The sequence below is a fragment of the Collinsella aerofaciens genome, assembly GCF_039752775.1.
GTDB lineage: Bacteria > Actinomycetota > Coriobacteriia > Coriobacteriales > Coriobacteriaceae > Collinsella > Collinsella aerofaciens_R.
This window is the reverse complement of the sequence record NZ_JBDMGT010000014.1, coordinates 1-17,179: the sequence shown is the minus strand read 5'-3', so window position 1 is coordinate 17,179 and position 17,179 is coordinate 1. Positions and strand designations below refer to the sequence as shown.

At 60.1% G+C, this 17,179-nt stretch carries 15 protein-coding genes and 1 tRNA gene; 11 read left to right on the top strand and 5 right to left on the bottom strand.

Annotated features, from left to right (window positions below; genetic code table 11):
* Nucleotides 1-94: 94 nt before the first annotated feature.
* Nucleotides 95-796, bottom strand: coding sequence for a GntR family transcriptional regulator (locus tag ABHR63_RS05245; RefSeq protein ID WP_226790702.1), 702 nt, complete (start codon nucleotides 794-796; stop codon nucleotides 95-97).
* A 193-nt stretch (nucleotides 797-989) separates the two neighbouring features.
* Here ABHR63_RS05245 and ABHR63_RS05240 point away from each other — a divergent pair, with 193 nt between their 5' ends.
* The 3 genes from ABHR63_RS05240 to ABHR63_RS05230 all read left to right on the top strand — a co-directional run bounded on the left by ABHR63_RS05240 (nucleotide 990) and on the right by ABHR63_RS05230 (nucleotide 4,175).
* The gene (locus tag ABHR63_RS05240) at nucleotides 990-2,024 is read left to right on the top strand and encodes a YeiH family protein (RefSeq protein WP_346965028.1); all 1,035 of its coding nucleotides are present in this window, start codon (nucleotides 990-992) and stop codon (nucleotides 2,022-2,024) included.
* Nucleotides 2,025-2,297: 273 nt separating this feature from the next.
* Nucleotides 2,298-3,515 (top strand): helix-turn-helix domain-containing protein, encoded by a 1,218-nt coding sequence (locus tag ABHR63_RS05235; RefSeq protein ID WP_346965029.1) that lies wholly within the window; start codon nucleotides 2,298-2,300, stop codon nucleotides 3,513-3,515.
* A gap of 84 nt (nucleotides 3,516-3,599) precedes the next feature.
* Nucleotides 3,600-4,175 carry a hypothetical protein gene (locus tag ABHR63_RS05230; protein ID WP_346965030.1) on the top strand — a complete coding sequence of 192 codons (576 nt, stop codon included), beginning with the start codon at nucleotides 3,600-3,602 and terminating at the stop codon, nucleotides 4,173-4,175.
* A gap of 64 nt (nucleotides 4,176-4,239) precedes the next feature.
* Here ABHR63_RS05230 and ABHR63_RS05225 read toward each other — a convergent pair whose 3' ends face one another.
* Entirely contained in the window at nucleotides 4,240-4,761 is a 522-nt protein-coding gene (locus tag ABHR63_RS05225) for a nitroreductase family protein (protein WP_346965031.1), read from the bottom strand.
* A 294-nt stretch (nucleotides 4,762-5,055) separates the two neighbouring features.
* Between ABHR63_RS05225 and ABHR63_RS05220 the strand changes: the two genes are divergently transcribed.
* The 4 genes from ABHR63_RS05220 to ABHR63_RS05205 all read left to right on the top strand — a co-directional run bounded on the left by ABHR63_RS05220 (nucleotide 5,056) and on the right by ABHR63_RS05205 (nucleotide 9,760).
* The gene (locus ABHR63_RS05220; protein ID WP_006235631.1) at nucleotides 5,056-5,346 is read left to right on the top strand and encodes a hypothetical protein; all 291 of its coding nucleotides are present in this window, start codon (nucleotides 5,056-5,058) and stop codon (nucleotides 5,344-5,346) included.
* A gap of 181 nt (nucleotides 5,347-5,527) precedes the next feature.
* Nucleotides 5,528-6,028, top strand: a complete 501-nt coding sequence (locus tag ABHR63_RS05215; RefSeq protein ID WP_346965032.1) for a MarR family winged helix-turn-helix transcriptional regulator — start codon at nucleotides 5,528-5,530, stop codon at nucleotides 6,026-6,028.
* Complete coding sequence (locus ABHR63_RS05210) at nucleotides 6,028-7,752, top strand: ABC transporter ATP-binding protein (RefSeq protein ID WP_346965033.1); 1,725 nt, start codon at nucleotides 6,028-6,030, stop codon at nucleotides 7,750-7,752. The genes ABHR63_RS05215 and ABHR63_RS05210 overlap by 1 nt, the downstream gene beginning before the upstream one ends.
* A gap of 1 nt (nucleotide 7,753) precedes the next feature.
* On the top strand, nucleotides 7,754-9,760 hold the full coding sequence (locus ABHR63_RS05205; protein ID WP_346965034.1) for an ABC transporter ATP-binding protein: 2,007 nt from the start codon (nucleotides 7,754-7,756) through the stop codon (nucleotides 9,758-9,760).
* Between the two features lie 112 nt (nucleotides 9,761-9,872).
* On the opposite strand, the gene cysE is transcribed toward ABHR63_RS05205, so the two are convergent.
* Entirely contained in the window at nucleotides 9,873-10,577 is a 705-nt protein-coding gene (gene cysE / locus ABHR63_RS05200) for a serine O-acetyltransferase (RefSeq protein ID WP_346965035.1), read from the bottom strand.
* Nucleotides 10,578-10,800: 223 nt separating this feature from the next.
* Here cysE and ABHR63_RS05195 point away from each other — a divergent pair, with 223 nt between their 5' ends.
* Entirely contained in the window at nucleotides 10,801-11,439 is a 639-nt protein-coding gene (locus ABHR63_RS05195; RefSeq protein WP_138113555.1) for a DedA family protein, read from the top strand.
* 297 nt (nucleotides 11,440-11,736) lie between these two features.
* Nucleotides 11,737-12,789: a branched-chain amino acid aminotransferase gene (locus tag ABHR63_RS05190; protein WP_035138743.1), complete on the top strand. Its 1,053-nt coding sequence runs from the start codon at nucleotides 11,737-11,739 to the stop codon at nucleotides 12,787-12,789.
* A 479-nt stretch (nucleotides 12,790-13,268) separates the two neighbouring features.
* Here the strand turns inward: ABHR63_RS05190 and ABHR63_RS05185 are convergent, their stop codons facing one another.
* On the bottom strand, nucleotides 13,269-13,820 hold the full coding sequence (locus ABHR63_RS05185) for a LemA family protein (protein WP_082421874.1): 552 nt from the start codon (nucleotides 13,818-13,820) through the stop codon (nucleotides 13,269-13,271).
* Nucleotides 13,821-14,031: 211 nt separating this feature from the next.
* On the opposite strand from ABHR63_RS05185, the gene ABHR63_RS05180 reads away from it, so the two are divergent.
* On the top strand, nucleotides 14,032-14,616 hold the full coding sequence (locus tag ABHR63_RS05180; protein WP_158566281.1) for a TetR/AcrR family transcriptional regulator: 585 nt from the start codon (nucleotides 14,032-14,034) through the stop codon (nucleotides 14,614-14,616).
* Nucleotides 14,617-14,619: 3 nt separating this feature from the next.
* On the opposite strand, the gene ABHR63_RS05175 is transcribed toward ABHR63_RS05180, so the two are convergent.
* Nucleotides 14,620-14,709, bottom strand: a tRNA-Ser gene (locus ABHR63_RS05175).
* Between the two features lie 51 nt (nucleotides 14,710-14,760).
* Here ABHR63_RS05175 and tadA point away from each other — a divergent pair.
* Entirely contained in the window at nucleotides 14,761-16,542 is a 1,782-nt protein-coding gene (tadA, locus tag ABHR63_RS05170) for a tRNA adenosine(34) deaminase TadA (RefSeq protein WP_346965036.1), read from the top strand.
* The last annotated feature ends 637 nt before the right edge of the window (nucleotides 16,543-17,179 follow it).

Genomic DNA, 17,179 nt, shown 5'->3' with positions numbered 1-17,179 from the left:
GACTAAGGCCCGGCTCCGCATCAAGACGGAGCCGGGCCTTGTTGCATTTGCCCAGATAAAACCTGCCAAAATGAACCTGTCCCTTTTTGGCAGGTTAGCGGAGCTTGCTGGTCTCGAAGTACTCGGGGAACTGGTCCAGAACCTCGGTCTGGTTGCGGAACATCATGTGCAGGTGCTTGCTGACCAAAAAGCTCGCTTCGATGGGGTCGCGACCGGCGATAGCGCGGCGAATCTGCTTGTGCTCGTTCACGATGTCCTGATTGTCGAGAACCTGCGTGGCGGCGCGCAGCCAGCGGAAGCGCTCCAGGTCGGCATTGGTCTCTTCGAGCCACGACCACACGGTGCTGCGACATGCGATGCTAAAAATCATGTGATGCATGAGGTTGTCGCTCAAAAAGAAGCCGATGCGATCCTCTTCGGCCATGGCCTTTTCCTGCAGCGCGATGGCGCGGTCGAGCTGCTCGATGCCGGCCGACGTGGCGCGCGCACAGCACTCCACAATCACCTGCTTTTCCAGATGCTCGCGGATGTAACAGGCACTCTCGGCAAGGGTGAGGTTGATGGGTGAGACGTAGGTGCCGCTCTGGGGCACGGTGCGCACCAGGCCTTCCTGCGCCAAGCGAACCAAAGCCTCGCGCACGGGCGTGCGACCCATATCTAGGTCGTCGCAAAGCTGCTTGACGCCCAGCTTTTCGCCCGGCTTGTAGTCCAGGTAGACGATTTTGCGTCGAATGGTGTGGTAGGACTGGTCCTGTAGGCTCGTTTCCTGCTCGCCGACGTGCATCGATTCTTCCATAGCGCCTCGCAACTGTTCTATCAAACTCATATGTCAGTTGTTAATTATGCCGCGAATCAGCTCTCCGCGGTGGGTAATTCGGCTGTTGCCTGAGAACTATTGCGGCATCTTAGTCTGTGTTTGCGCAAGGCTGCGCTCAATGTTGCCGTATCATAAGCCGTCGCAAACGTGAAATAGAAAGAAGGAATCCCATATGCAACTGGCAAACATCGTACGCGAGCGCTGGAAAGGCGTCTTGTTCTGCCTGATCATCGCCATTCCCGCGACGTTGCTCGGCAAACAGATTGAGGTGGTCGGCGGTCCGGTATTTGCCATCCTCTTTGGCATGGTCCTGGCGCTCGTCTTTCCCAAGAATCGTCGCGAACAGCTCGCCGCCGGCGTTACCTATACGTCCAAAAAAGTCTTGCAGTACGCGGTTATCCTGCTTGGCTTTGGCATGAACCTCTCCCAGATTCTGTCCAAGGGCGCCCAGTCGTTGCCGATTATCGTGGCGACAATCTCGACATCGCTTGTCATTGCCTTTGTGCTCTGCCGCGTCATGAACGTGCCGGGCAAGATCGCGACGCTTGTGGGTGTGGGTTCGTCGATTTGCGGCGGTTCTGCCATCGCCGCGACCGCACCCGTCATCGATGCCGACGATCGCGAGATTGCCCAGGCTATTTCGGTCATCTTCCTGTTTAACGTTATCGCGGCGCTCGTGTTTCCGACGCTCGGCGGCATGCTCGGGCTGACCAACGAGGGCTTTGGCCTGTTTGCCGGTACCGCCATCAACGACACCTCGTCCGTGACGGCTGCGGCGAGCGCCTGGGACAGTATGCATCCAGGCGCCAATGTGCTCGAGAGCGCCACGGTGGTCAAGCTCACCAGGACGCTGGCTATCATTCCCATCACGTTGGTCCTCGCATACTGGCAGATGCATCTGGCGCGCAAGGCCGGCGGCGACGCCAAAAGCACGTTCTCGCTTAAACGCGCGTTTCCCATGTTTGTGCTGTTCTTTGTGCTGGCGAGCGTGATCACCACGGTGCTTCAGCTTCCCGCGTCCTTTACGGCGCCCATCAAGGAGCTGTCGAAGTTCTTTATCGTGATGGCCATGGCGGCTATTGGTTTTAATACCGATATCGTCGAGCTGGTCAAAAAGGGCGGCAAGCCCATCGCGCTGGGCTTTTGCTGCTGGATTGGCATTGCGTGCATGAGTTTGGGAATGCAACACGTACTGGGAATCTGGTAGAGAAGTAGCTTGTTTGCGTGCTGCGTGCTGCGTGCTGGTGAGCGCATTCTCACGGTGGAGCGATAGGAGCTCTTGCGGGTATGGCTTGTCCGCAGGTTTATAAGTCCCGAAGAGCTCTTATCGCCCCGCCAGGATGGCGATGCGGGGCAACACCTATACTCGCAGGACGGCGCTTTCTGCCCTATAGTGTTTGGTGAGCAATATCGTTCAATTTTGAAACACTCGGTCGTGCGACCGTCGGCGGTTGCACGTCGCTGCGGACAGGGGCAAATAATGGATAGCGATGCCAAGCTGAACATCTTGACCGAGGCCCTGGCTGCTGCCGGGGCCTCGGCATTGGCAATCGATGCGTGTGGGGACGTCGCGATCTCGACCATGAATGACGCGGCGCTCGAGCGGGATGTGGCGGCTTTTGTCGCTGAGCGCCTCGACCGTATAGGAGACGGCGCGCGTCTGGTTATGGGGCGTGCGGGTACGCGCCTGAGCCTGACCGTTCGCCCCACCGACAAAGAGGGCGGGGGCCTTTGGGTCGTCGTGGTCCGCGAGGTGCGCGGTGCCGCGGCGCATGCGGGTATCGAGTGGCTCAACGCCGACGAAGTTGAGGCCCGCTACGAATCGAGCGCGTACGGCATCGTTGAGGGGGCGGCCTCGGTGGCTGCGCCGGTTGCAGAGAGTTACGCGCGCGGTGTGCCCCTTATGCTCGAGGGCGAGCTGGGAGCGGGTCAGGTCGAGATCGTCAAGCGCCTCTATCTGGACGGTCCTTTTGCCGGTCAGCCCTTTGTTTCCGTTGCGCTCGATGAGCTCACCGAGCGCGGTTGGCGCCATGTGCTCAAAAGCGCCGAATCGCCGTTGTTCCAAACGGGGCTGACCCTTTGCATTGAGGGCTGGAACGCGGTTGGCCCCCAGCGCCTCCGCGAGCTGGTCTCCACGATGACCGACACCGCGTTGGCGACGCGCTGCCATGTGGTGCTGACAGCGAATGACATGCCGGGCGGCGGCGAAAGTGATCAAGCCGCGTTTGTGACCGAGCGCTTCGCCTGCGCGGTGAGCGTGGCGCCGGCAATCGCCGAGCAGGGAGCCGCGTCGACGAAGGTTGCGCGCTATTTGGAATATCTCGCTGATGCATTTGAGACGGCAGCACCCACGCTGTCTGCCGCGGCGACGAAGACGCTCGATGCTTACCGCTGGCCGCGCAATTATCTGCAGCTCCGCGAGGTCTCGGAACGACTGTATATATTGGCGGGGACGGGCACGGTGGACCGCGCTGTGGCGGAGGAAGTGCTCGCCCAAGAGGACGTGATTAAGACCGCAACCTTTGGCGCCCCGACGCTCGAAAGTGACCTGTATATCCTGCGACCGCTGGCCGATACCGAGCGAGATATCGCGCATCTGGTTGTAGACCATCTCCACGGCAACCGAACCCGTGCGGCGGAGGTGCTGGGCATAAGCCGTACAACGCTGTGGCGCTTGCTGAAGGACGATGACCGTTGAGCGAGGCGCCCGTGACCGCGCGCGACGCGTGTGCTACAGTCCAAAGCGTTATTGTTTCGATTTGGTTACGGCGTGCGAGGGCATATGGCTGAGACTTCAAAACCGAGCCGCAGAAGGCGGAGCGCCGCGCCGGTCAACCGACGCACGACATCGGTGACGTGGGGCAAACACGCCTCGGGGTTTGATGGCTCGTTCAAGCGCACTAAATACGGCTATCCTTCGGCAAGCGCCCGCTTGGCAATGCAGGCAGAGTCCTCGCTGCGGGGCCGCAAACGCGTGGTGGGCTCAAAGCTCAAGCACGACGGCACGCTTGGTTACATCAGCCGCGGGGCGGCTCGCCGCAGTGGGCTCAATCCCGCCGGCTGGCATCGCTACGTGCCGATCGTGGCCGCCGTTGCAGTGATCGTCATCGCGCTCGCTGCGCTCGGATATGCCGGCGGTGGCGCCAACTTGGACGCAATGTTTAAATCGCCCGAGCTCGCGCATGTAGGTACAGAAGTTGTCGAGGGCGCTCAGGCCCAGACGGGCGTCGCGCCCCAGCGCGGCATCGTCGCGGCGGCCTCCACCATCGCAGATGCTCAAAAGGACGAAGACAAGCAAGGCGACGACGCCGAAACGACTCACACGAACGAAACGACGACAACGGCGACGTCAATATAAGTTGCGAGCGGGGTAGCTAAAATAGCCCTGTCCCAAATTAGCCACCCCCGCTGACGCTCCCGGGTTACCTTACGTAGATGATGTTGTCGCGGCGGGGTTTGGGCTCGGGAAGCGTATCCTCGGCATAGCCCAGAATGCAGTTACCGACACCGCGCAGGCTGCCGTCGGCGGGCAGGCCCCAGCTGGCCAGCAGCTCCAGACCCTCGGGCGAGTCAAAGACCTCATGCGCGCGGTGAATCCAGCACGAATCGACACCCAGCGCATAGGCAGCATTGAGCAGGTTGCCCATGGCGAGCGAGCCGTCTTCCAGGTGTGTGGGCACGCTGCGGTCAACCAGCACCACCACAACGGTCTTGGCGCCATAGAAGGGGTCGCTGTTGCTGCCCATGACCTGGGCGTTGAGCTGTGAGAGACGCTCGACGGTCGCGGGGTCGGTGACGGCGACAAACGTCACCGGCTGGCGGCCCATGCCGCTCGGTGCATATTGGCCGGCTTCGATAATACGTGCAAGCTTTTCGGCCTCGACGGGACGATCGCTGTATTTGCGGCAGCTGCGGCGGTGAATGAGTGCTTCGATAGTCTCCATGGTGTCTCCTTGCGGTGGCGTTGCAGATGCCCCGTTCATACCCGTCGGGCTTAAACGATAGACGGTCAATTGCCCGGCCAAAAGGATAGATTCCAATTGGGAAAGTAGGTTTGCATAAAAGTACCTTCAGAATGTGACAAACAAATGGGATGGTTAAACGTTTTATCCCGTCTACCCTGCGGTTTTTTACCACTTGCCTAAATGACGAACGCATAACCTCTGATAAAGGTTTTACTAAAGGAGTACCAACGTTTATCAATGCGCCGTGGTGGCGCCGGGCCAGGAGGTAACATCATGTTCCAGGCTGGAGATGTCGTCGAGACCGATTTCGAAGGATTTCTGAAGCTGCTGCGTTCCAAGACGCGCGCTTTCGTGTCGATCAACGATCACGAGTACTACATCACGCACACCGATGGCTATTGGCGTGTTCAGGATTGCGAGGCCCTCAACGACAAGGGCCACTTTACTGACTGCTCCGAGCTGGTCAACACGGTCTGCGAGGTCGTCGAGCTGCCGTGGATTGCCGGCAAGAGCCTGCATGACAGCTTCTCGGGCGCTACGGTCTACGAGGCTGTCGCCGCTTAACAGGCAATAAAACCCGATTTTCACGTGACCGCTGGCGCCGCCCCCGCGCCGGCGGTCTTTTTCTGCCGATGGGCCATAAAAGTGCACGTATTTGCGGAGAGCCTGTTGACGATAGTCAAAACTCGGACTAATCTAGAGACACATAATTGGTCAAAAATCGGACAATTGAATGGTGGGATAGATGAATAGTGCGGTTACGCTGGTCGACTTTGATCGGTTGCTCAATGGACTCGACCATATCTATTCGGAGTTCTCGCGCGCCTGCGGCCTTTCGGACTGCGCCTATTGGATGCTCGTCGACACCAGCACGGCGGGCGGCAGTATTGCCGTAAGCCGTCTGACAAGCGAATGGTTCTACAGCAAGCAGACCATCAACTCGGCAATTAAAGCCTTGACGGCGCGGGGCTTCGCAACGTTGGAGTTTGCCGAAGGCAGTCGTAAGAACAAGGTTGTGAGCCTGACCGAAGAGGGCAGGCGATTTGCCGAGCGTTATGCGCTGCCGGCACTCAAGGCCGAGCAGCGAGCCTTTGGCGCGCTTGAGCCATGTGAGCAGCGCGAGATTATGCGCTTGATTGGCAAATTCTCTCAGGTGCTCGGCGATGAGTGCGATGCCTTTAAGCAGCATATCGCTGCCGAGAACCAAGCCGAGAATCAAGGTGAGGGGGAGTCGTGCGACTGTTAATGAGGTTTCTAAAGCCATATCGAGGGCTTGTCGCAGTGACGCTGCTGGTGCTGCTGGTGGATAACGTCGGTACGCTGTTGGTTCCCACGATGCTGGCGAACATGGTCAACACCGGTATTACCACGGGCGATGTCGACTACATTTTACGCAACGGCCTATACATGTTTATCGCGACCAGCATGGCTAGCGGCGGCACGGTGCTGGGCTGCTATCTTTCGGCGCGCCTGGCCGCCAACGTGGCTTGCGATATCCGCAATGCCGTGTACGACAAATCGCTCGAGCTCGCGGCCAGCGATTTTGAGCGCTTTGGCACCGGATCGATGATCACGCGCTCGCTCAACGACATCAACGTGATTCAGCAGGCGATTCTGCAGACGATTCAGCTGGTGCTGCCCGTGCCGTTTTTGGCTGTGGCGGGCATCATCTTCGCCTGGTTTATCGATCCCGCCATGGGCACGCTTCTGGGCGTAGTCGTTGCGATTGTGCTGGTGGCGGCGGTCTTTACGGTTGCCAACGCGGCGCCGATTTTTATGCGCCTACAGGGCTTTATCGACCGCATGAACGTGGTGCTGCGCGAGAATATTGTGGGCGTGCGCGTCATCCGTGCGTTTAACAAGGAGCGCCACGAGGAACGGCGTCTGGACGAGGTGTTTAGCGAATACGCCGCCAACGCCATCAAAGTCAACCACCTGTTTGTGGGCCTCGACAGCTCAAGCTTCTTTTTGATGAACATCGCCGAGGTGGCGGTGCTGTGGGTGGGCGGCAACCGCGTAGGCGCCCACGCCATGCAGATTGCGAGTATCTCGGCGGTGCTGGAGTATGCAATTCTGATCCTGTTCTTTGTGATGATGGCCCAGATGGTGGTGCTGACGCTTCCGCGTGCTGCCGCGTGCCTGAACCGTGCGCAGCAGGTGTTGGAGATTGAGCCGAGCATCGTCGATGGCGAGCACACGCTGGATGGCGGGGCGCGCGAGCCCCAAGACGAAGCCGATGCGGTGGCCGTGTTCGACCACATGTCGTTTCGCTTTGACGATGCCGACGAGGACACCCTGTGCGACCTGAGCTTTGCCTGCCGTCGCGGTCAGACGACTGCGATCGTTGGCTCGACAGGCTCGGGCAAATCGACGGTGGCAAAGCTTCTGCTGCGCTTCCACGATGCCACCAAGGGCTCCATTCGCCTGAATGGTGTGGACCTGCGCGAGCTTACGCAAGACGAAATCCGCGGGCGCATTGCCTATGTGCCGCAGAAGGCATGGCTGTTCTCGGGCACGGTGGCGAGCAACCTTCGCTTTGGTAACGAAGGCGCGACCGAGGGCGACATGCTTCACGCGCTTGAGGTTGCCCAGAGCACCTTTGTACTCGACCAACCGCAGGGGCTCGATACCCCGGTTGCCCAGGGCGGTACGAACTTCTCGGGTGGTCAGCGCCAGCGTCTGGCAATCGCCCGTGCGCTCATGAAGCATGCCGATCTGTATATCTTCGACGATAGCTTTTCGGCCCTGGACTTCAAGACCGATGCGGCCCTGCGCCATGCGCTGCAGGACGAAACGCGCGATGCCGCGGTGCTCATCATTGCGCAGCGTATCTCGACCATTCTGCATGCCGACCAGATCGTGGTGCTCAAGGATGGCGAGGTTGTGGGTCTGGGCACGCATGGCGAGCTTATGGAAACCTGCGAGGTGTACCGCGCCATCGCGGAATCGCAGATGAAGGGAGGTGAGTAGCGTGACCGAGGAGCTCAAGAAGCAGGGCGGCGTTGATGACGCCGCTGCCGCGGGACTGGTCGAGGAAACGGCTGCCGCGTCGACCGAGCTGGATGACGCCGCCAAGGCTGCAGCCGAGCGCGAGGCTCGCCGCCAAGCGCTCTACGAGGAAAACGAACGTGCCGAGGACGAGCGCGCCCGCGCCGAGGCAGAGCGTATGCGCGACGTGGACGACGAAGACGAGGACGAGACGCCTCGGGATACCTGGGCGACGGTGCGCCGCCTGTGGAGTGAGGCTGCCGGCGACCATTGGCGCTTCTATATCGTGTTCGCGAGCATTGTGTTCTATGTCATCTTTAACACTGCCGCGCCGGCATATAGCGCCCGCGTGATCGATGAGCTGTGGGGCCACATTCAGGTAGCGTTTGTCAACAACGCCACCTTCAGCATCACCTGGGAGAACTGTGGCAGGACTATCTTCATCTACTTTTTGATTTGGACGGCCGCCGCTTCGTTCTACGCGCTCCAGAGCTTTTTGATGTCGAGCGTGGCCGAACGCCTCAATCTACGCCTGCGCAACCGCATCGCGCAAAAGCTCAACCGTCTGCCGCTCGCCTATTTTGACGCGCATCGTCCCGGCGAGGTCGTCAGCCGCGCGACCAACGACCTGGACAAGATGTCCGAGAGCATGCAGCGCGGATTGCTGCAGCTGCTCGTGTCGATCGGCACGGTTGTTGGTGCTGTGAGCGTGATGTTCGTGTTCAGCGTGCAGCTTACGCTCGTCTTTCTGTTCTTTACGGCACTGTCGCTGCTGGTGACGAAGGTCGTCTCGCGCCGCACACACGATGTGACGGGCGAGCGCCAGGAGTGGGTGTCCAAGATTACGAGTGCGGTCGAGGAAGGCTATTCGGGCCGTCTGGTGATCCGCGCGTTTAACCGCGAACGTCAGAGCTCCGCTGAGGTGCACGAGGCTTCGAAGGAACTGGCTCGTGTGAGCACCAAGGCCGACTTTATGATCAATGCTGTCGGCCCCGCGGTGCGCTTTATCGGCCGTTTGGCGCAGATCGTTATTGCGCTGGTGGGCTGCAGCATGCTGGTTGCCGGTCACATGACCGTCGGCGTGTTCCAGGCGTTCTTCCAGTTTATCTACGAGGCGTCCGAACCCATGACGCAGCTGTCGTTTACCTTCAACTCGCTGCAGAGCGCGTTGGCGAGTGCGGAGCGCGTGTTCGACCTGCTCGATGAGCCCGAGATGGAGGCCGATCCGCTGCCGGACAAGGCCGCCAAGCTGCCGGGTCGCGTGGAGGGCCGCGTCTCCTTTGAGCACGTGCGCTTTGGTTATTCGCCCGACAAGCCGCTTATGCGCGACGTGTCGTTTACCGCCGAGCCGGGCCAGAAGATTGCCGTGGTGGGAACCACGGGCGCAGGCAAGACGACGCTCATCAACCTGCTCATGCGCTTCTACGAGATTGACGGCGGGCGTATTACGCTCGACGGCGTGGATACGAGCCGCATGGATCGCGGCGAGCTACGTCAGCAGTTTGGCATGGTGCTGCAAGACGCCTGGCTGTTCGATGGCACGATTGCCGAAAACATCGCCTACGGCTGTCCCGAGGCGACGCGCGACGAGATCGTGGCCGCCGCTCGTGCCGCGCAGGTCGACTTCTTTGTGCGCACCATGCCGCAGGGCTACGACACGCGCGTGGCCAACGATGCCGAAAGCATCAGCCAGGGCCAGCGTCAGCTGCTGACCATCGCACGCGTGCTGCTCAACAACCCGGCGATTCTCATCCTGGACGAGGCGACCTCAAGCGTGGACACGCGTACCGAGCTTGCCATCGGCCGTGCCATGGACGCGCTTATGCGCGGGCGCACGAGCTTTGTGATCGCGCATCGCCTGTCGACGATCGTGGACGCCGACCTGATCTTGGTCATGGACCACGGCAACATTATCGAGCAGGGCACGCATAAGGAGCTGCTCGCAGCCGAGGGCGCTTATGCCGACCTCTATCTGAGTCAGTTCGCATAATGTGACAAAGGGACAGTCCCTTTGTCACATCAAAAGGAATGGCGCGCCGGGGATTGATTCCCTGGCGCGCCTTTTGCGTCGGTGCCGATGTCGTTTTGTGCCGCTTGCGTTCCTAACGTTCGTCCATGAGCTTGGCGACGAGGGTTTTGAGCTCGGCCACCTCTCGCTCGAGTTCTTTGACGCGGCGGGCATTCTCGGTGATGCCCTGGCGGTTGAGGGCACTCTGCTCGGCGGCGTCATCGGGCATGTACTCGCGATGCTGCTTGGCGTCGAAACTCTCCTCGAACACGCGGCAGCCGTTGCGCTTGATGATGCGTCCCGGCACGCCCACGACGGTGCAGTTGTCGGGCACGTCCTTAACGACGACCGAGTTGCCGCCGATCTTGACGTTGTTGCCGATGCGGATGTTGCCGAGCACCTTGGCGCCCGTGCCCACCGTGACATTGTTGCCCAGGGTGGGGTGACGCTTGCCGGTCTCGTTGCCGGTGCCGCCGAGCGTGACGCCCTGGTAGAGCACACAGTTGTCGCCCACAATGGTGGTCTCGCCGATGACGACGCCCATGGCGTGGTCGATAAAGAAGTGCTTGCCAATCTGCGCGGCAGGGTGAATCTCGACGCCGGTGATGTGGCGGGTGATTTGCGAGAGCACGCGGGCGAGCGAGCGATGACCGTGCTCCCACAGCCAGTGCTCGGGCACGTGGTTCCACTTGGCGTGCAGGCCAGGATAGGAAAGGAAGATGACCAGACCGTTTTGCGCGGCGGGGTCCTGCGCCTGGACGGTCTTGATGTCCTCGCGAATGGTATTGATAAAGCTCACCGGCCGCCCTCCCTTAGCGCCATGGCAATGCGATTCAATAAAGTATAGCGATTCGCTAGGGATTAAAAAGGACAATCTTGGCGGCTTTGCGCTACAAGTGTCAGTTATGCAAACTTGCTGGTAATGGAGTCATGCTTTTGTGGGGTTGCGCACGAGGGGGCACCGCAACCGTATACTGGTCAACTTGGACGTATCCGCGCCCACAACTGAGAGGTTTTACTTCATGGGTTTCATCAATTTTATTGCCGAGCTGCTTAAGGACCCGCGCACCGCGATCGCCAGCTGGATCGCCGCCGGCCCGCTTATGGCCTACGGCTGCGTATTCCTGATCATCTTTATCGAGACGGGCGTGGTGTTCTTCCCGTTCCTTCCCGGTGATTCGCTGCTGTTCGCCTCGGGTTTCTTTGCCCACAACGGCGGCTTTAACATCGTGGCGCTTCTGGCCACCGCATGGGCCGCTGCCATTTTGGGCGATCAGTGCAACTTTATGATCGGTCACTTCTTTGGCCGCAAGATCATCGCTTCGGGCAAGGTCAAGGCCATGACGCCCGAGCGCATCAAAAAGTCCGAGGACTTCTTGGACAAGTGGGGTCACCTGGCCATCTTCCTGGGTCGCTTCTTCCCGTTTATCCGCACCTTTGTGCCCTTTATCGCTGGCATGGGCGGCATGCACTGGCGCAACTTTGTCGTCTTTAACGTGCTGGGCGGCATTACCTGGTCGACGGTCTTTACGCTGCTGGGCTACTTCTTTGGCGGCATTCCCTTTGTGCAGGAGCACTTTGAGCTGCTGATTATCGGCATCGTTGCCGTGTCGATCATCCCGACCGTGGTCGGTCTGGTTAAGGCCAAGCTGGGTAAATAGAACGCCTAGCTCGAGCCAGCGCGCAGACCGTACAGTTGAGGCCCGTCACCGCTTACGGTGGCGGGCCTTTTTGCTTCGGTCAAATGAAAATACTTTACTTAGTTAAAGAAAAGCGTTTTATCAGACGCGTGCGGGGAGTACAATCTCGTGCATGCGAATCGACGTGCCATCGGCTTTGATGCTGCTCGCGTGTCCCGTCCGGCTCTACGCTCCGGGCGTGCGACGTTGCGACGCGGTCGGCCTCGGTCCTTGCGTGCGGGTTCGCGAGTATGCAACTGTGTATGTAAGGAGCGACATATGACTGTCGAGAAGAAGGATATCGATTGGGGTAGCCTCGGCTTTGGCTACATGAAGACCGATTACAGCTACGAGGCTCATTGGAAGGATGGCGAGTGGGACGAGGGCGGCCTGACCACCGACCACACCCTGCATGTCTCCGAGTGCGGTGGCATCTTCCATTACTGTCAGGAGGTCTTTGAGGGCCTGAAGGCCTACACCGCCGAGGACGGCAGCATCGTCTGCTTCCGCCCCGACATGAACGCCGAGCGCATGTACAACTCTGCCCAGCGCCTCGAGATGCCCCCGTTCCCCAAGGACAAGTTCGTTGAGGCCGTCAAGCAGGTCGTTTCTGCCAACGCCGCGTGGGTTCCGCCCTTCGGCTCCGGTGCGACCCTGTACGTGCGTCCGTTTATGATCGGCTCCGGTGACGTGATCGGCGTGGCTCCCGCTCCTGAGTACACGTTCCGCATTCTCGTGACCCCGGTCGGTCCGTACTTTAAGGGTGGCCTCAAGCCCGTCAAGCTGCGCGTTTCCGAGTATGACCGTGCCGCACCGCACGGCACCGGCAACATCAAGGCCGGCCTGAACTACGCCATGTCCCTTAAGCCCACGATGGAGGCCCATCGCGAGGGCTATGCCGAGAACCTGTATCTTGACTCCGAGTCCCGTACCTATGTCGAGGAGACCGGTGGCGCCAACGTCCTGTTCGTGAAGGAGGACGGCACCCTCGTCGTTCCTCAGTCGCACACCGACTCCATCCTGCCCTCTATCACCCGTCGTTCGCTCGTTCAGGTTGCTCAGGACCTGGGCATGACCGTTGACCAACGTCCCGTCGAGTGGGCCGAGGTCAAGGCCGGTACCTTTGTCGAGTGCGGCCTGTGCGGCACCGCTGCCGTCATCTCCCCGGTTGGCGAGATCGACAACAAGGTTTACGGCGCCGACGAGACCGTGACCTTCCCGGCTGGCTACACCGAGATCGGTCCTGTGATGAAGAAGCTCCGCGAGACCCTGACTGGTATCCAGTCTGGTGCTGTTGAGGATAAGCACAACTGGGTTTACACCGTCGCGTAAGCTGTCTTAGCTGTCCGGCCCGAGGGCGACCTTCCTTTCCGGCGCGTCCTCGGACATGAAAGAACCTCCGCTGCGCACTTCGTGCGGCGGAGGTTTTTTCGTCCCGCGGAGTGCGCCGGAAAGGAAGGCCGCGCTTTTGTTTTGGTTCGCGCCATGTGGGGGTGGTGGCGACGTGCATTTTTGCGAGTATTCTGCAATCGAAGGCCCCTGCATACCGACCTCGGGCAAAAAATCGGGATTTCTCGATGTTTTCTACGAATGATGGGCGGGGTTATGGGCTGGCAGCGTTTGATTTGCAGGGATATTCGCGGTCTTTGGCATTTATCGTGGCGCCCGAAGCTCTTGGTTATGTTGAATACTCCTGAAAATGCACGGCGCTTAGAGGGGGACCTTCGCGAAAAAGGAAACCGCCCCGTCGAAGTATGCATTCGACGGGGCGGTTTATGCATTTGGCCGATTAAGGATGCGCTGTCAAACTACTAGAACTTGACGGTCGGGGCCTGGCGGGCTGCTTCGGCGGCCTCGAAGCCTTGGCGCTCCTTAAACTGGAAGATGCCGGCAAAGATGACAGCCGGGAACGTCTGAATGGCGTTGTTGTAGCTGAGCACGCAATCGTTGTAGCTCTGGCGTGCGTAGCTAATCTTGTTCTCGGTATCCTCGAGCGATGCCTGCAGCTGCGTAAAGTTGGTGTTTGCCTTAAGATCGGGATAGGCCTCGGCTACGGCGAAGAGCTGACGCAGTGCACCGGTCAGCACGTTGTCGGCTTCCATCTTGGCCTCGGGCGTGGTGGCCTTGACGGCGGTGTTACGCGCGCTGATCACGGCGGAGAGCGTCTCCTGCTCGTGCTTGGCGTAGCCCTTGACGGTCTCGACCAGGTTGGGAATCAGGTCGTTGCGACGCTGCAGCTGCGTGTCGATGTTCTGCCAGGCGTTATCGATGCGGTTACGCTTGGTGACCATGTTGTTGTAGATGCCGGCGATGGCGCAGACAATCACAATGACAACAACGATGCCGATGATGACGGTAATCATGATGTCTCCGTTTCGAATGGCCGCGGCGGCATGCGCCAGCTGCCGTTGGTATAACGCTACTAGTATACCCGCAACGTTTTGCCGTGCCGAACTTTCCGGTAAGCGTTGTGTTTTCGGCGGGGTCGGCACCGGGGCAAAGCGCGCGAGGTACAGGTGTAAGATATGCGACAGATTGACGAGTGTTGTCTTTGCCCTGAGGATGGCGATACCAGTGGACCTTCGCATTAAGAAAACCTACCGCGCCCTGTTCGATGCCTTCACCGAGCTTCTCGAGGAGCATCGTTTTGAGGACCTGACGGTTGCCATGCTGTGCGACCGCGCCATGATTCGCCGCACGACGTTCTACAAGCACTTTCGCGACAAGAACGATTACTTTGCCTTTTATATCGATGAGCTTATGTCGGGCTTGCCGCAAAAACAGCCCGATGAGGCCGGCGCGGTGTCTGCCGAGGACGTGCGCGCGCTTCGGCACGCGATTTTGGACGATGCCATGGATTTGATTCTGGCGCACGAGCAGCTCATGGATAACATTTTGGCAAGCAGCATGTCGGGCATGTTGACCAACGTCATTTGCGACCGCATTGCCCGCTCCATCCGCGAGCGTGTGATGAACGTGCTCGCCGAGGATGCCCTGGCCCCCGTGTCACTCGAGACGACGTCTGAGTTTGTCGCCGGCGGTATTATTCGACTTTTCACGATATGGTGGGAATCGGGCCACGATCTGGAGCGTCGACCTGAGATAGCCGACGTGGTCGATGCGCTGTTTGAGCGAACCATGACGCCGGTGAATCACTAAAAGTGGCGGAGAGAGGGGGATTCGAACCCCCGGAACGCTCTCGCGCTCAACGGTTTTCAAGACCGCCGCATTCAACCGCTCTGCCATCTCTCCGTGAGTCGTAATGATAGCATCGTTTTGAATCTGCAACAGGGAAGGCGAACGATGACGATCACCGAAATCGACGAGAAGTTCATGCGCGAGGCGCTGGCGGAGGCTCGCGCCGCCGCTGCGGTGGGCGAGGTACCGATTGGTGCCGTGGTAGTGCGCGCGGGTGAGATTGTCGCGCGGGCGCATAATCGCCGCGAGCTCGACCAGGATCCTTCGGCTCATGCCGAGTTCGCGGCCTTGTACGCTGCCGCTCGGTCGCTCGGTCGCTGGCGCCTTTCCGATTGCACGGTCTATGTAACGCTCGAGCCTTGCTGCATGTGTGCGGGGCTTATGGTCAACGCGCGCGTGGGGCGCTGCGTGTATGGCGCGGCTGATGCCAAGGCGGGCGCGCTGGGTTCGCTGTATGACCTGAATGCCGATTCGCGCCTGAACCATCGGTTTAACGTACATGCCGGCGTGCTGGCGGATGAGTGTCGTGGGGTGTTGAGCAGCTATTTTAGTGGGCTGCGTGGCATCGATGGTGCTGGCTGCGGTTGTGGGGCCGATCTTGAGGCGCATGTCGCTCATGCCGAGGCGCTCGCGTGTGCCGAAGATACTGCCGTTGAGGCGGTCGATTTTGGACCCGCGTGCCGCCGGCCCCGCCGTGTGCTGTTGGCGATTGATTCCTTTAAGGGCAGCGTTTCGAGTGCGCAGGCGGAGGCGGCGGTTGCCGAAGGCGTTCGCCGTGTGTGGTCCGATGCCCAGGTGGCCGCGTTGCCGCTGGCGGATGGCGGTGAGGGGACGCTCGATGCCGTTGCCGCGTGCGGCGGTGAGATTGTGACCTGCGAGGTGGCAGGCCCCTTGGACGACCGCGTGGCTGCCCGGATGCTGGTTGATGTCGAGCGCGAGTCCGCGGTCATCGAGATGGCCGAGGCGGCCGGCATTGGGTACTCGCCTTGCGCGGAGTCGTCGGCGCTGGCTGCTACAACCTATGGCGTGGGCGAGCTCATGCTTCGCGCGGTTCGCATGGGCGCAAAGACACTCTACATTGGTCTGGGCGGCAGTGCCACCAACGACGGTGGCGCCGGCATGCTGCAGGCGCTGGGCGCGCGTGTGGTCGATGATCAGGGATGCGATGTCGCCCCCGGTCTTGCCGGCCTTGAGCAGGTGGCGAGCGTTGATTTGGCGCCAGCTCTGCAGGCTTTGGATGATGCTCGTGTCGTGGTGCTTTCCGATGTCGAGAATCCGCTTGTGGGACGCCGAGGCGCCCTAGCGGTGTTCGGTGGGCAGAAGGGCCTGCCGACGGATGATGCCGAGGCGCTGAGCAGGTGCGACAGCTGGATGGTCGACTACGGTCGCCTGCTCGATGCGGCGATTGCCGAGGCACGGGCTCAGGGGTTACTGCGCGTGCCCGAGGGTGCGCGGACGTTTGGCTCGGTGCTCGGCGTGCCCGGTGCCGGTGCCGCCGGCGGCCTGGGTGCCGCGCTGTTGGCGCTTGGCGCGGAGCTGTGTTCGGGCGTGGAGACGGTGCTCGATCTCGTGGGATTTGACGAGCGCGTGCGCGATGTCGACCTGGTCATAACGGGCGAGGGCAATATGGATGAGCAGTCCGCCGCCGGTAAGGCACCGGTGGGCGTGGCCCGCCGCGCGAAGCGATATGGCAAGCCGGTGGTCGCCGTCGTGGGCGGTCGTGCCGTCAGCCTGGATGCGGTGTATGAGCAGGGTATTGACTTGGCGCTTCCGATCTGCCGCAAGCCCATGGACCTGGAGCGGGCAATCGATCCACAGGAAGCCACAACCAACCTCATCTGCGCCGGCGAGGCAGCTGCCCAAGCCTACGACCTCGCCCGCCTCTAAAACCCATCCCCTCGATAAGTTGCGGTGAAATACGGAGTGTTTTTGCCTTTAAGGCGCCAATTCAGTCCGTATTCCACCGCAACTTCGTGAATGGTCATCCGAGGCTGGTCGCCTTGGGCCTTGGGTCGGACCGTTTGCCACGAAATGCGGCCATCTACTACGTTTGACCGAGCTACCTCGACCATCCCGGATTTTGTGAAATTAAAACCGCAGGTAGAGAGCTTGCCGATTTCCGAAAAAGTCGGCTATGGTCGACCCATGCGGTCTAAACGTAGCAGATAGACCCTTTTCGTGGCGCAGCGTCAGACCAGTCTACTTGGGACGGCTATTTTGACTACATGCCGATCTGAATGCCCAAGTAGTCAAAAAGCCCCGTTCCAAATTAGCTGCCTTGTGGGGCTGTGGGGATAAAGATTGCCGACGGTTTTATCCTGCCGAGCCCCTTTGATGGCGCGAGTGGTTCGATTTGACGACCGAGTGGCAACCTGACGCGGAATGGCGGGTCGTTTAAATTGCTACACTTTTAAGCATATAGCGATGTCCTGCCTTGCGTTTCTGCGCGGGGGGTGTTCCTATAGTTTTGTCAACTGGGCAATGCTGTTTTCGAGATTGAATCGCGACATGCTAACGCCAGGCC